The sequence below is a fragment of the Vibrio sp. SS-MA-C1-2 genome (assembly GCF_021513135.1).
In the GTDB taxonomy this organism is placed as follows: domain Bacteria; phylum Pseudomonadota; class Gammaproteobacteria; order Enterobacterales; family Vibrionaceae.
The window spans coordinates 2979196-2994434 of the sequence record NZ_CP090981.1 but is presented as its reverse complement, the minus strand read 5'-3'; the positions used below and the strand labels follow the sequence as shown (position 1 = coordinate 2994434).

14 protein-coding genes are annotated in these 15239 nt (G+C 41.2%); 2 read left to right on the top strand and 12 right to left on the bottom strand.

Features of this window, described 5'->3' with window-relative positions:
- The first annotated feature begins 85 nt into the window (after nucleotides 1-85).
- Both proB and L0B53_RS17940 read left to right on the top strand, forming a co-directional pair.
- On the top strand, nucleotides 86-1252 hold the full coding sequence (proB, locus tag L0B53_RS17945) for a glutamate 5-kinase (RefSeq protein WP_235060922.1): 1167 nt from the start codon (nucleotides 86-88) through the stop codon (nucleotides 1250-1252).
- Nucleotides 1253-1263: 11 nt separating this feature from the next.
- Nucleotides 1264-2532 (top strand): glutamate-5-semialdehyde dehydrogenase, encoded by a 1269-nt coding sequence (locus L0B53_RS17940; protein WP_235060921.1) that lies wholly within the window; start codon nucleotides 1264-1266, stop codon nucleotides 2530-2532.
- Between the two features lie 228 nt (nucleotides 2533-2760).
- On the opposite strand, the gene lipA is transcribed toward L0B53_RS17940, so the two are convergent.
- From lipA to leuS, 12 genes are all read right to left on the bottom strand, one after another.
- Nucleotides 2761-3726, bottom strand: a complete 966-nt coding sequence (gene lipA, locus L0B53_RS17935) for a lipoyl synthase (protein WP_235060920.1) — start codon at nucleotides 3724-3726, stop codon at nucleotides 2761-2763.
- Nucleotides 3719-4393 carry a lipoyl(octanoyl) transferase LipB gene (gene lipB, locus L0B53_RS17930; RefSeq protein WP_235060919.1) on the bottom strand — a complete coding sequence of 225 codons (675 nt, stop codon included), beginning with the start codon at nucleotides 4391-4393 and terminating at the stop codon, nucleotides 3719-3721. The genes lipA and lipB overlap by 8 nt, the downstream gene beginning before the upstream one ends.
- A gap of 33 nt (nucleotides 4394-4426) precedes the next feature.
- A complete protein-coding gene (gene ybeD / locus L0B53_RS17925; protein WP_235060918.1) occupies nucleotides 4427-4702 on the bottom strand; it encodes a DUF493 family protein YbeD in 276 nt (91 codons plus the stop codon).
- Nucleotides 4703-5002: 300 nt separating this feature from the next.
- Entirely contained in the window at nucleotides 5003-6175 is a 1173-nt protein-coding gene (locus L0B53_RS17920) for a serine hydrolase (RefSeq protein WP_235060917.1), read from the bottom strand.
- Between the two features lie 83 nt (nucleotides 6176-6258).
- Nucleotides 6259-7056 (bottom strand): septal ring lytic transglycosylase RlpA family protein, encoded by a 798-nt coding sequence (locus L0B53_RS17915; RefSeq protein ID WP_235060916.1) that lies wholly within the window; start codon nucleotides 7054-7056, stop codon nucleotides 6259-6261.
- Nucleotides 7056-8174, bottom strand: coding sequence for a rod shape-determining protein RodA (rodA, locus tag L0B53_RS17910; protein WP_235060915.1), 1119 nt, complete (start codon nucleotides 8172-8174; stop codon nucleotides 7056-7058). The genes L0B53_RS17915 and rodA overlap by 1 nt, the downstream gene beginning before the upstream one ends.
- Nucleotides 8171-10063, bottom strand: coding sequence for a peptidoglycan DD-transpeptidase MrdA (gene mrdA, locus L0B53_RS17905; RefSeq protein WP_235060914.1), 1893 nt, complete (start codon nucleotides 10061-10063; stop codon nucleotides 8171-8173). Before mrdA ends, rodA begins: the two co-directional genes overlap by 4 nt.
- Nucleotides 10064-10065: 2 nt before the next feature.
- Nucleotides 10066-10536, bottom strand: coding sequence for a 23S rRNA (pseudouridine(1915)-N(3))-methyltransferase RlmH (gene rlmH, locus L0B53_RS17900; RefSeq protein WP_235060913.1), 471 nt, complete (start codon nucleotides 10534-10536; stop codon nucleotides 10066-10068).
- A 4-nt stretch (nucleotides 10537-10540) separates the two neighbouring features.
- A complete protein-coding gene (gene rsfS / locus L0B53_RS17895; protein WP_260115565.1) occupies nucleotides 10541-10858 on the bottom strand; it encodes a ribosome silencing factor in 318 nt (105 codons plus the stop codon).
- A gap of 145 nt (nucleotides 10859-11003) precedes the next feature.
- Nucleotides 11004-12041, bottom strand: coding sequence for a DNA polymerase III subunit delta (gene holA, locus L0B53_RS17890; protein WP_235060912.1), 1038 nt, complete (start codon nucleotides 12039-12041; stop codon nucleotides 11004-11006).
- Nucleotides 12041-12580, bottom strand: coding sequence for an LPS assembly lipoprotein LptE (gene lptE / locus L0B53_RS17885; protein ID WP_235060911.1), 540 nt, complete (start codon nucleotides 12578-12580; stop codon nucleotides 12041-12043). Before lptE ends, holA begins: the two co-directional genes overlap by 1 nt.
- 21 nt (nucleotides 12581-12601) lie before the next feature.
- Nucleotides 12602-15178, bottom strand: coding sequence for a leucine--tRNA ligase (gene leuS, locus L0B53_RS17880; RefSeq protein ID WP_235060910.1), 2577 nt, complete (start codon nucleotides 15176-15178; stop codon nucleotides 12602-12604).
- Between the last annotated feature and the right edge of the window lie 61 nt (nucleotides 15179-15239).

Below are 15239 nucleotides of genomic sequence, written 5' to 3'. Positions count from 1 at the left end.
ACATTATTTGCTAATTTCACTTGTCAACGCCTCTTAGTATTGTTAAAAGAGCAGCTAATTACTGCTCTTTTTTATTGTCTTTTTTATGAGGTCTGTTTTGACATCAACGAAGTTATCGACAGAAAACCTGTCCTCTTCAACAACGACTCGAAAAAAAACCATCGTTGTTAAGCTGGGAACCAGTGTATTAACTGGGGGATCGCTAAAAATTAATCGTTCGCACCTTGTTGAGTTGGTTCGCCAATGTGCTCAATTAAAGCAACAAGGACATAAAGTGATTGTTGTGACATCAGGAGCGATTGCTGCTGGTCGAGAACATTTAGGCTACCCCGAACTGCCCAGTACAGTTGCGTCAAAACAGATGTTAGCAGCGGTAGGGCAGAGTCGCCTTATCCGTGAGTGGGAAAATCTATTTCTGCTCTATAATATCCACGTTGGACAGATGTTACTGACTCGAGCTGATCTGGATGATCGCGAGCGTTTTCTGAATGCCAGAGATATGCTACATGCTCTATTGGATAATAATATTGTTCCTATTGTTAATGAGAATGATGCGGTATCAACCGCTGAAATTAAAGTGGGCGATAACGATAATTTATCTGCATTAGTTGCCATTTTAGCCGAAGCGGATAAGTTACTACTTTTGACTGATCAAAAAGGGCTATTTACTGCTGACCCTCGCTCTAATCCTGATGCTGAGCTGATTCGTGAAGTTCATACCATTGATGAGACATTACGTAAATTAGCCGGGGACAGTGGAACATCTTTGGGCACAGGTGGCATGGCAACGAAATTACAAGCAGCTGATGTTGCTCGTCGTGCCGGTATTGAAGTGATTATTGCCGCAGGTAGTTCACCTGAAGTCATTAACGATGTCGTAAATAAAAAGAATATTATTGGTACTCGCTTCTTGCCATTGAGTAGCACTTTAGAAAGCCGTAAACGCTGGATCTTAGCTGGGCCTCCGCCAGCTGGAGATATTATTGTTGATACGGGAGCTAAGTTAGCATTAACCGAACGAGGCAGTAGTCTGCTCTCTAAAGGAATTACTTCTATAAAAGGCGATTTTCCACGTGGTGCAGTTGCGCGCATTTGCGATCAAAATGGTGAACGGTTAGCGCGTGGAATTTGTCGCTATTCCAGTGATGATTTAAAGAAGATTGCTGGAAAACACAGTCAAGAATTTACTGTTATTTTAGGTTATGAATATGGACCCGTCGCTATTCATCGTGACGATATGGTTGTTATTTAAAGGAGTTTATTATGAATTTAAATCAAATGGGATTAGCGGCTAAAGAAGCCTCTTATTCACTAGCAACCGCCTCGACAGCGGTAAAAAATAGCGCATTAGCAACCATTGCTGATCAACTAGAAGCGAATCAAGCGGCTATTTTAGCTGCGAATGCAAAAGATATTGAATTGGCTCGAGATGCGGGTATCGGTGAAGCTCTACTTGATCGTTTAATGCTTAATGAATCGCGCTTAACAGGCATCGCTAATGATGTTCGTCATGTGATAACCCTTGATGATCCAGTGGGTAGCGAGCTTGATAGTCGAGTCCTTGAAAATGGGATGTCATTAGCAAAACGTCGTGTTCCTTTAGGGGTTGTTGGCGTGATTTATGAAGCTCGCCCTAACGTAACGATTGATATTGCTGCTCTGTGCCTTAAAACGGGGAATGCGAGTATCTTACGTGGGGGTAAAGAGACGTTCTTTTCTAATTTAGAGCTAGTTAAAGTAATTCAAACGGCACTAGAACAGAGTGGGCTGCCTGCAACATCAGTACAGTATATTGAACAGCCTGATCGTGAATACGTAGCACAACTGCTAAAACTGGATGATTATGTTGATATGATTATTCCAAGAGGTGGTGCTGGATTGCACAAAATGTGTAAAGAGAATAGCACAATCCCTGTGATTATCGGTGGCTTTGGTATTAGTCACTTATTTGTTGATCAAAGTGCAGATCTTGAGCGTTCATTAGATGTTGTTATTAACTCAAAAACACAACGTCCATCAGCGTGTAATTCACTCGATACATTATTAATTCATCAAGATATTGCTCAATCATTCTTAACGCTATTAGCCGATAAGATGAAGAGTTTAGGTGAGAAATCTTGTCAGCTGGTGGCAGAGCCTGAAGCGTATAAGTTACTTGAAAGTGCCAATGCAGAAAAATTGCGAGCTGCGATTGAAGGTGATTTTGATACAGAATGGCTAAGTTATACTTTAGGTGTCAAAATCGTGGCTAATGTTGAGGGGGCGATTACTCATATGCGTGAACATAATGCCAGTCATTCAGATGCGATCATGACCAACAATATGACTGCTGCAGAAGCATTTATTAATGCGGCAGGTTCTGCTGCGGTTTATGTTAATGCATCGACACGCTTTACTGATGGCGCTCAATTTGGCCTTGGTGCTGAAGTCGCAGTATCAACTCAAAAACTGCATGCTCGTGGTCCAATGGGATTAAAAGAACTTACCAGCTACAAATGGGTCGGTAAAGCGGATTACCTTTGTCGCCCATAGCGTTATACCCTTCATACTTGAAGTCGCTAGGTTGTTGGCTACGTTCATTCACCCCAATTATAGAGTAGACCTATACTCATGGGGCCTCACTCACTTGCCACCTACTCGCGACTCCAATTATTTTGGGTATATATTAAAAATGACATCATAATAAAAAGGCATTGAATCTTGCTATCATCAGCGGATTCAATGCCTTTTTTAGTTAGCTTTTTAGTTAGGTCAAAGAGATTATTTAATCTCAATACCTTTTGCTTGTAAGTCAGCGTGGTATGAAGAACGAACGAAAGGTCCACATGCAGCATGGGTAAAACCAAGTTCTAATGCAATCTCTTTTAACTCATCAAACTCTTCAGGCGGCACGTAGCGCTCAACAGGCAGGTGATGACGGCTTGGAGCAAGGTATTGACCTAAAGTCAGCATTGTCACGCCGTGAGCGCGAAGATCAGTTAATACCTGAATGATCTCTTCTTTGGTTTCACCTAATCCCATCATGACGCCTGACTTAGTCGGAATTTCTGGGTGTAACGCTTTAAACTTCTGAAGTAATTCTAATGACCACTTATAATTCGCCCCTGGACGCGCTTTGCGATAAAGGCGAGGTGCTGTTTCTAAGTTGTGATTGAATACATCTGGTGGAGATTGCTCTAAAATTTCTAGTGCCTTATCCATACGACCACGAAAATCTGGGACTAATGTCTCAATACGGATCTCTGGGTTCTCTTTACGGATCGCAGAGATTGAATCAGCGAAGTGTTGTGCACCACCGTCACGTAGATCATCACGATCGACAGATGTAATCACCACATACTTTAACTTCATATCTTTGATTGTTTGAGCTAAATGTTGTGGCTCGTTACTATCTGGCGTTAATGGGCGACCATGAGCAACATCACAGAAAGGACAACGACGAGTACAGATAGCACCTAGGATCATAAAGGTGGCCGTACCGTGGTTAAAACATTCCGCAAGGTTAGGGCAAGATGCCTCTTCACAGACTGAGTGCAGCTTATTTTTACGCATTGCTGATTTGATCTCTTGAATACGCTTGCTGTCACTTGGTAATTTGATCTTCATCCAACTTGGCTTTCTAAGCATCTCTTTCTGCTCAGTTGGAATGTTTTTTGTTGGGATCAAAGCCATTTTGTCGGCGTCACGATATTTAACGCCACGCTCCATCTGAATAGGTTTACTCATGATTGTTTTCCGTGATTAGGTTTACACTACTGTAGTCGAGTAACTGAGATAGTTGCTCAATGAGTACGGGTTGAATCTCTGCAAGTTCTGTGGGGCCATTTAACATTGACGTTTGTGTCATCTCCATTCCAGCATAACCACATGGGTTAATTTGCAAAAATGGCGAAAGATCCATATTGATATTAAGGGCTAACCCATGAAATGAACAGCCTCGTCTAATTCGTAAGCCGAGAGAGCAAATCTTTCTGTTATCAACATAAACACCGGGAGCATCTGCTCGAGCTACTGCTTCTATTTTGAAGTGAGCTAGGGTGTTGATAACCGCGTTTTCGATATGAGTGACGAGATCTCGTACACCTAACGACTTGCGCTTCAAATTGATCAAGATATAAGCGATCTGTTGACCAGGGCCATGATAGGTAATCTGCCCACCACGATCACTGTTGATGACTGGGATATCACTATTACTTAGTAGATGTTCCGCTTTTCCTGCTTGTCCTTGAGTAAAAACAGGAGGATGCTCGACTAACCAAATTTCATCAGGTGTCGATTGATCTCTATTATTGGTGAAATCTTGCATCGCTTGCCAAGTTGGCTGATAAGGTTTTGAACCTAATTGCCTAATATATAAAGAGTCATCAAAAGATGAATCAACAGGATCGCTCATAGTTACTGTCCAGTTTTATTGAGGATTCTTTAATTAAAGAACAACACGTACGATGTCAATCTCACCAAGTTCTTTATAAAGTGTTTCAACTTGATCAATATTAGTCGCAGTAATGGTCACTGAAACTGCATCGTAAGTGCCTTTTTTACTTGGTGTAATTTTTGGAGTGTAGTCGCCTGGAGCATGACGTTGAATAACCTCTAATACTAAATCGGGTAATTCTGGTTTAGCATAACCCATCACTTTAAAACTAAACTGACATGGGAACTCTAATAGGTCACGTAGTGTTGCTTGCTCTTGTTCTTGCATTATTGCTCCTGAGCTCAATTATCTCTAAATGTTGAGAGAAAGGTATAAAAGAGAAGCATCTTAATCCTAGAAAGAAGATAAAACAAGCGGATCTGGAGGGAATATTGTGAGATTTTTATCAATTTGGCAATAGGATAAATTAGAAATAGCAATAGAAATAATAATAAGAAATTTGATTTATATTATGTTTTGTACATTTCTGATTTGAAATTATTGTCGCTATTAATGACAAGAATAAAAAAGAGCAACCTTGGCTGCTCTTTCGTTTTCATGGTAAATCTTGAAGGAAGAGAGGAGAGGTTAACTCATCCAACCTTGAAAAAGTAACATGATGTAGTCAATAAAGCGGCTGAAGAAACCACCTTGTTGAACATTCTCTAATGCCACTAGTGGATATTCAGCAACATTTTTACCGTCAACTTGGTAATAAAGTTTACCGACTGTATCACCTTTATGGATAGGGGCTTTTAACTCTTTATCTAAAATAAAGTGGGCTTTTAGATCGTTAACTTGACCACGAGGAAGCGTAACATAAGTATCTTCAGTCACACCTAATGTCACTTCTTTTTTGTCACCCATCCAAATGCGTTCAGTAACAAATGTTTGGTTGGCTTTGTGTGGAGATACCGTATCAAAGAAACGGAAGCCATAGTTTAGAAGTTTCTTACTTTCCGCACCACGTGCATTTGCACTTTTAGTTCCCATCACAACAGAGATTAAACGCATTTTCCCTTCTGTTGCTGAGCTGACTAGACTATAACCTGCATTGTCGGTGTGGCCTGTTTTCATGCCATCGACATTCATGCTCTTATCCCATAATAGGGTATTACGGTTGTACTGGGTAATATTGTTATAAGTATAAGATTTGATTTTGTAAATATCGTACTCATCGGGTACATCATGGATAACGGCTTTAGCAAGGCGAGCCATATCATGAGGCGTGGTATAAAGGTTTGGATTATCTAAACCATGAACATTGGCAAAGTGGGTATCTTTCATACCAATAGTTTGTGCCCAAGAGTTCATCATATCGACAAATGCCCCTTGAGAACCTGCAACATGCTCAGCCATTGCAACACAAGCATCATTACCAGATTGGATAATAATACCATGATTTAATTCATCAACTGTTACCGTATCGCCAACTTCTAAGAACATTTTTGATGAACCAGGGAAATTCTTTGCCCAAGCTTCTTTGCTGATCACAACATCATCATTCTTTGAAATGTCACCACTTTTTAACTCTTGACCAATGACGTAACTGGTCATCATTTTTGTCAAGCTCGCAGGGGATAGTTTTTTCTCTGCGTTACTTTCAGCCAATATTTTGCCTGAATGATAATCCATTAAAATATAACCCTTTGCTGCGATTGCTGGCGCTTGAGGGACGATCGCAGGTGCTGCAAAAGCGGAGACAGAGCTAAGCAGGGTCGAACTAATAATAAGTGTACGGAATAAGGATGATTTTTTCATTGCGAATCTTATAAGTTAATGGAGTCGAGATTGCTATCACGATAGCACGTTTTTCTATAATTAGGGGTCAATAAATATGATCTCTAACTTCCTGTTTGACTATTTATTGGAATTTCTATTAAAAATGCGGTTGGATAACCTAAGTTTTTAATTTTATCTAGCAGTATATAGGCTTGCTTGTAATCTTCAATGGGACCAAGCTGTATTCTTGAAACTGTTTTTGCCTTTACGATCTGATGTTTGATTCTCAATTGCTCAGAAAGTTCCGCAGCTAATGCATTGGCTTTAACATTATCACCAATTGCTGCGACCTGAATCATATATTGATGAACGACAGGAGTTTGCCATACATTATCAATGGTCGGTTTATCAACATTGATGAGTTCAACACTAACAGCGGTTGTTCCTGTTTTTAGCATATCGAGTTTTAACGCAGCGACATAACTAAGATCGATGATTCGTCCTTCATGGAAAGGACCACGATCATTAACCCTGACCACAATACTTTTACCATTATTTTTATTGGTTACTTTGACGTAACTTGGTAAAGGCAGAGTTTTATGAGCCGCTGTCATTGAGTACATATCGTAGATCTCACCATTAGAGGTGAGGTGCCCATGAAATTTCTTACCGTACCAAGATGCGAACCCTTCTTGGTAGTAGGTATCTGGGTTTTTTAGCACTTGGTAATTGACACTTCGCACCGTGTAATTTTTATTGCCACCTTTACTCGGTGCTTCATAACGAGGTTGAGCATCTTCAATATGAGCCAGAGAAGGGGGAGCTGCAGGTGCAATATCATCCTTCATATCGTAACGTTCACTTGAATTTGATGAGCATCCCGCCATAAGCAGAACAATAAAAATACAAAATACGCGCATTAATTTGCCTTTGATAATAGTTTTTTATGGGTATTTATCGACATTAAAATACCAAATCCAGCCATCAGAGTGACCATTGATGTCCCTCCATAACTGACTAATGGAAGTGGAACGCCTACTACGGGAAGTATGCCACTCACCATACCAATGTTAACAAAGATATAGACAAAAAAGCTAAGGACAATACTGCCACCCATTAAACGACCGAAGGCTGTTTGGGCTTGACTCGCAAGAATGAGACCACGACCGATAATAAAGAGATACAGAGTTAGTAATAAGAGTACACCAATTAACCCCCACTCTTCGGCAATAACCGCAAAAATAAAATCGGTGTGACGCTCTGGCAAGAATTCCAGCTGAGATTGAGTTCCATGCAACCAACCTTTGCCGAATAGACCACCTGAGCCAATCGCTATTTTTGATTGGATAATGTGGTAACCCGCACCAAGAGGATCTGACTCTGGATTAAACAAGGTTAACACTCGAGTTTTTTGATAAGGATGCATCAGATAGAACCAGAGAATAGGGAGAAATGCCGCAACTAATACACCCGCGGTTAGAATCACTCGCCATCGGATCCCGGAAAGGAAAATAACAAAAACCCCAGAGGCAGCAATAAGAATCGAGGTACCTAAGTCAGGTTGCTTTGCAATTAGAATTGTTGGAAGAAAAACCATCCCTAATGCAATAAAGATATCGCTTAACTTTGGAGGTAATGGACGACTACCAATATATTTCGCCACCATTAGTGGTACTGCAAGCTTGAGTAATTCCGAAGGTTGAAAGCGGATAAAACCGAGATCTAACCAGCGCTGAGCTCCTTTTGAGCTGACACCAAAAAAGAGCACCCCAAGTAGAAGAATAACGCCTGCACCAAAAAGATATGGCGCCCAATTTTCATAATAGCGAGGAGGGATCTGCGCTAAAATAAACATCACGCCAAGTGATAACACCATTCGAAAAGCTTGGCGTTCCATCATGGCCATATTCATGCCGCTAGCACTATACATAATGACCAATGCGCAGCCCATCAAGAGCAGTAGACCTGCTAACAACGGAAGATCAATGTGGAGGCGCTCTGCAATCGAGGCTTTTTTGTGCTGGTTATAAAGGCTCATCTCTTTTTCTCTGCATTAGCGTTAAGTTTATTCTCTTTCAATAAAATATAATCAAATATTTCACGAGCAACAGGGGCTCCATTACTCGATCCTCCACCGGCATTTTCTAAAACAATAGAAACAACAACCTCAGGATCATCAAATGGAGCAAAGGCGGTGTATAATGCGTGATCGCGAAGATGTTCCGCTAACTCATCGGCATTATATTTCTCGTCTTCACCTAGCCCAAAGACTTGCGCTGTTCCTGATTTCCCTGCGGTTTCATATTTAGCGGTAGCGAAAGCTCGACGAGCTGTACCGCGTTTTCCATGATTAACTCGATGCATGCCCTCTTTGGCAATATTCCAATACGACTCTTTAACATTATCGATCGGGGGATAAAGTGTTTCTGGCGCTTTTTTTATTTTCGCACCTTCAATTGTCTCTTTTAACAGTTGTGGAGCTCGAACAATACCATCATTAATTAAGACTGTTGTTGCTTTGGCTATTTGGAGAGGCGTCGCCGTCCAATAACCTTGCCCAATCCCCACTGGAATGGTATCGCCTTGGTACCAAGGTGTTCGATAGCGGCGCATCTTCCATTCTCGAGTTGGCATATTTGCACTGCTCTCTTCTAAAAGATCAATGCCCGTCTGCTTACCATAACCAAACTTCATCATCCAAGAGGAGAGGCGATCTATCCCCATATCAAAGGATACTTGATAAAAGAAAGTATCGACCGATTCTTCTAGCGCTTTGGTGATATTAACCTTGCCATGTCCCCATGCTAACCAGTCGCGAAATGGACGAGTTTTAGAGTTGGGAATTCGCCAATAACCGGGGTCATTTCGAGTTGTACTTGGCGTGATCACCCCTTCAGAGAGTGCGGCAACGGCAATCATTGGTTTAACCGTTGATGCGGGAGGATAAATACCTAACGTGGCACGATTCACTAATGGGCGATCAGGATCGTTGAGGAGTTCTCGGTAATTTTTGCCTGAAATACCATGAACAAACAGGTTTGGATCGTAGCTTGGACTAGAGACCATAGCTAATACACCTGAGTCTTTAGGATCGACAACAATAACCGCACCACGACGTTTTGCCATTTTTTCCATGATAAATAACTGGAGTTTAATATCGAGATTGAGAACCAGATCTTTTCCAGCAATCGGTGGCTTATATTCGAGGGTTCGAATGATCCGTCCACGGCTGTTCACTTCGACTTCTTGATACCCAGCGGTTCCATGGAGCGTTGATTCATAGAATCGTTCAATGCCTAATTTACCAATATCGCGGGTAGCTTTATAATTCGCATAGTTCTCGTTACGTTTTAAACGAGCAATATCTTTGTCGTTAATTTTTGCGACATAACCGAGAACATGAGTTAAGGCTTCACCGTATGGATAGTAACGCTTTAGGTAGCCATTAATTTCAACACCAGGAAATTTATGCTGATTGACTGAAAAAAGAGCAACTTGTTGTTGAGTCAGCTGGTTTTTTAATAATACTGATTTAAAGCGTCGAGAGTGGCGACGCTCTTTTTCAAATTGAGTAATATCATCGTCAGTGAGGTTAACCAACGGCTTTAGTCGCGCTAATGTCTCGCTGATATTATCAACATCTTCGGGGATAACTTCTAACGTAAAGACGGGACGGTTTTCAGCTAAAGGGACACCATTACGATCAAAGATTAAACCTCGATTGGGTGCGACGGGAACTACTTTGATTCGATTATCATTGGATCGTGTTTTATAGTCCGTAAATTCGACGACTTGCAGATTATATAAATTAATAATCAGCGTCCCAAGAAGAGAAACAATAGCAATAAAGCAGACTATCGCTCGTCGTGAGAAGAGAGATGATTCTGCACTGTAGTCTCTAATTGGGGTTCGTTTATGCCTAGCCACGATTACTCTCTATGGTAAGGGTGATTTGCTGTAATGCTCCATGCGCGATATAGACTTTCAGCCATCACAACACGAACTAAAGGATGAGGAAGCGTTAAAGGTGACAGAGACCAGCTTTGATCTGCTGCTGCTTTACAAGCCGGTGCTAAACCTTCTGGACCACCAATTAAAATCGAAACATCACGACCATCTAGTTTCCAGCTCTCCAACTGTTGAGCGAGTTGCTCTGTTTCCCAGCGTTTTCCTGGTATATCAAGCGTAACAATCCGGTTACCTTTAGGGACAGCCGCAAGCATTGCCTCTCCTTCTTTCTGGAGAATACGAGGGATATCTGCATTCTTACCACGTTTGCCTGCTGAAATTTCGACTAACTCTAAAGGCATGTCTTTGGGAAAGCGACGACTATACTCTTTATAGCCCTCTTCAACCCATTTTGGCATTTTAGTACCAACGGCGATTAACTGAAGTTTCATCGTCCTAACTCCATAACTTTTCTAGTTGGTAAAGGTTACGCTGCTCTTCTTGCATGATATGAACAATCACATCACCCATATCAACAACAACCCATTCGGCTTCTTTTTGACCGTCGATAGCATGAGGCGGGATCCCTGCAAGTTTACTCTCTTTACACAAATTATCAGCAATCGATGCAACATGACGTGTGGATGTACCTGTGCAGATCACCATCATATCGGTAACGCTAGATTTATCGGTAACATCTAAAGAGAGGGTGTCGCTAGCTTTCATATCATCGATAGTGTTAATGATGAAGTCGTGTAATTCTGGGTTGTGCAAGTTGATACCTCATTTATATCAAAAATTATAAGCGTTGGAGAGTAATGATCAGGAGCGCTAATTTTTATCTGGTTCAACGGCAGATCGTAAAATTACTCTATTTAATTCCAACTATGTCATTACAACGTTAAGTTACAGCAGTTTATCAAGTAAAAGAATCTGAATGTAGTGGCATAAGCTGATTGTTGGCCATTGAAAGGCAAAGTAAGGCGAGTTGAGGCCAATTATCTTGACTAAAGTGAACTTTGCTTTCGATTTCTATCTCTTTGAGTAACTGTATTTGCTGGCGTAACTTGATTAAATTGGTTCGATTAATCGCTTCAGTATAGAGAGGTCGCTTATTTTGCCAAACTCTTAACTGCTCAAATAGCGTGTGAAGCGGAATCCCTTTATCTTGTTGTTCTTTAATCGAGTAAAGCTGGAAAAGCTCTTTTTGTAAAGTACGAAGAATAATGATGATTTCAACACCTTCTCCTTCTAGTTGATTAAGAATACGTAATGTACGTTTAGATTTACCCGCTAAAATAGCATCAACCAGTTGATATGGAGAGTAATGGTTTTGTTGGCTTAGTGCTTGTTCGATACGTAATAGTGTTAATTGACCGTCTGGATAGAGTAGCGCTAACTTGTCTAAGCTCTGTACTAGCGCTAATAAATTCCCTTCATGCCATAAAGCAAGTTGTTGAATACTTTCATGATCGGCTTTTAATTTTAAGTTGTTACAACGCTGTTGAATAAAGCGAGGTAAAAAGCGTTGATCTGGGGTATTGGTTTGAATATATAATCCACTTTTTTCAAAACTAGAGAACCATTTAGCACTCTCTTGTCTTTTAACTAGTTTCGGGCCAATCAAAATTAAGATGATATCTGGATTAAGTAGAGGCAGAAGTTGTTGAAACTGCTTAGCTGCCGCTGCATTGACCCCACTCTCAGGAATGGTGATCTCGATAAGCTGTTGAGAGGAGAAAAGACTCATCTCTTGACAGCTATGAAAAACATCATCCCAATTGAGTTGATTATTAAGCTCAAATTGGTGGCGTTCTTGGAAGCCTTGATGAGACGCGGCCTCTCGAATAGCACTTTGTGCTTCTAATTTTAAAAGCGGCTCATTACCAAAGATAAGGTAAGTTTGACACAACGATTTAGTTAAATGTTGTGCCAATTGTTCAGGATAGATACGCATTATTTCGCGCTTAAACCTGTGTAGTCTGCAACAGGCTTGTCGTCAACGACGGCATTTAATCGTGCCATTTGACGCATGATCTGTTCAGAAACTTGTTCTTGCATCTCACCTCGGATTTTATCCTCTTCAACAGATTTAGCCAATGCCGCTTCTGGATTATCAAGATAACTACGGTGGGAGGTTGAAGTATAAGTCACAGGCTCTTCATTTGGAATCGTAACGCGATACTTCACGCTGTAGGAGATCTCTTTCTCAGCGGTACGACCGGTTTGGTAAAGAGATAGCGTTGAATCATCGCTGTAACTTTCATTAATAATATGAAGGTTTGCGACATTTTTAGCTGGTGGAACTTCTGTTATGCCGTGAAGTTTTAATTTATTCTCAATGATACGATGGAAATCACTATATTGATCAAAACTGGTTAGAGATAAATTATTCACTTCATTGGGTAACAGGTAGTTACCTCGTAAATGGAAACCGCAAGAAGCGGTGGTCAAAGCGACCACCGCAACAAGCAGGAACCGACAGAATTTTTTCATATTCATGGCTCCTTTTGGAATTTAGTTAGCAACGATGTTGAGAAGTTTACCCGGTACAAAAATTACTTTGCGGATAGTTTTGTCTTCAACAAATTTAGTTACATTTGGGTCATCCATCGCTAAAGCTTCAACCTGCTCTTTAGTGATGTCTGCGGCAACGGTCATTTTTGCACGTAGCTTACCGTTGACCTGTACGATAATCAGTTTTTCACTCTCAACAAGTGCTGATTTATCTGTTTCTGGCCATAAGACTTCATCGATGTCACTCTCAGATAGGCTCTGCCACATCTCAAAACAGATGTGTGGAGTGATAGGATAAAGCATACGAACAACCGCTTTTAGTGCTTCATCAAGTAGCGCTCGATCTTGGGTGCTTGCTTGAGGCGCTTTAGCCAGTTTGTTCATTAACTCCATAATGGCAGCAATCGCAGTATTGAATGTTTGACGACGGTCAATATCATCTGTCACTTTTGCAATCGTTTTATGAAGGTCACGACGTAGTGCTTTTTGATCTGAAGTTAATGCGGCAATATTTAACGGATCTACTGCACCTTGAGAAACGTGCTCATTAACTAGTTTCCAAACACGACGTAAGAAACGGTTAGCACCTTCAACACCAGACTCTTGCCATTCAAGTGTCATGTCGGCAGGAGAAGCAAACATCATAAATAGACGTACCGTATCTGCACCGAACTTATCAACCATCTCTTGTGGATCGATACCGTTGTTTTTTGATTTAGACATTTTAATCATGCCTGAGTGATCAACTGGACGACCTTGGTTATCGACCGCTTTTTCGATACGACCTTTTGCATCACGTTCTACAGTAACATCCGTCGGCGCAACCCACTCTTTGCCACCTTTCTCTGTGGTGTAGCTAAATGCATCAGCCAATACCATTCCCTGACAAAGTAGTTGCTTGAATGGTTCATCAGAAGTCACATAACCTGCATCACGTAGTAATTTATGGAAGAAACGTGAATAAAGTAGATGCATACATGCGTGTTCAATACCACCAATGTATTGATCAACAGGCAGCCAGTAGTTGGCTTTTTCTGGATCTAGAATATCATCAGCTTGTGGTGAACAGTAACGCGCGTAATACCACGATGATTCCATAAAGGTATCAAAAGTATCCGTTTCACGTAGTGCTGGTTCACCATTGAAGGTGGTTTCAGCCCATGACTTGTCGGCTTTAATTGGGCTAGTTACGCCATCCATTACCACATCTTCAGGCAAGATTACAGGTAACTGATCAGCAGGGACAGGGTGAACTTCACCATCTTCTGTTGTTACCATTGGGATTGGTGCGCCCCAGTAACGTTGACGAGATACCCCCCAGTCACGTAGACGGAAGTTAACGGTCTTTTTGCCTTTACCTTCTGACTCAAGCTTTGTTGCGATGGCATCAAATGCCGCTTGGAACGTTAAGCCATCAAACTCACCGGAGTTAAATAGTTTACCTTTCTCGGTATAAGCTTCTTCAGATATATCTAATTCAGAACCATCTTCAGGCGTAATAACCGCAGTAATATCGATGCCATACTTTTTAGCGAACTCGAAATCACGTTGATCGTGAGCAGGAACCGACATGACAGCGCCTGTTCCATAATCCATAAGAACAAAGTTAGCGACGTAGACCGGCACTTCACGGCCATTTAGAGGATGAACCGCAGTTAAGCCAGTGTCCATACCACGTTTTTCCATGGTGGCTAATTCAGCTTCTGCAACTTTGGTGTTACGACACTCATCAACAAATGCAGCAAGTTCAGGATTACTCTTAGACGCTTTTTCTGCTAGTGGGTGACCCGCAGCGATAGCAACATAGGTTACACCCATTAAGGTATCAGGACGTGTAGTGTAAACCTCAAGTGGCGCTTCTTCACCGTTAACAGCAAAAGAGAGTTCAACACCTTCTGAACGACCAATCCAGTTACGCTGCATGGTTTTTACCATTTCAGGCCAACCTTCAAGGTTGTCTAGATCGTCTAATAGCTCTTGTGCGTATTCAGTGATTTTAATAAACCACTGTGGAATTTTTTTCTGTTCTACTGGAGTATCACAACGCCAGCAGCAACCATCTTCTACCTGTTCATTAGCGAGAACAGTTTGGTCATTTGGACACCAGTTAACCGAAGAGGTCTTCTTATAAACTAAACCTTTTTCATATAGCTTAGTAAAGAACTCTTGTTCCCAGCGATAATATTCAGGTGTACATGTTGCAAACTCACGATTCCAGTCATAACCAAAGCCTAAAAGCTTCAGTTGGTTTTTCATATACTCAATATTTTCATACGTCCAAGGTGCAGGTGCAGTCTTGTTTTTAACCGCTGCATTTTCCGCTGGTAGACCAAATGCATCCCAACCGATTGGCTGCATCACATTTTTGCCTTGTAAGCGTTGGAAGCGAGAGACAACATCACCTATAGTATAATTACGGACGTGTCCCATATGGAGACGGCCACTTGGGTAAGGGAACATAGATAGACAATAGAACTTCTCTTTATTTGGATCTTCGGTCACGATAAAGGTGTTATTATTGTCCCAATGTTGCTGAACTTTGGATTCAATATCTTTAGGGTTATATTGTTCTTGCATTATTAAGTATCCGGATTTTGTGAGATCAACATGATCACGACGTTGTTTTTAGTATAGAGTA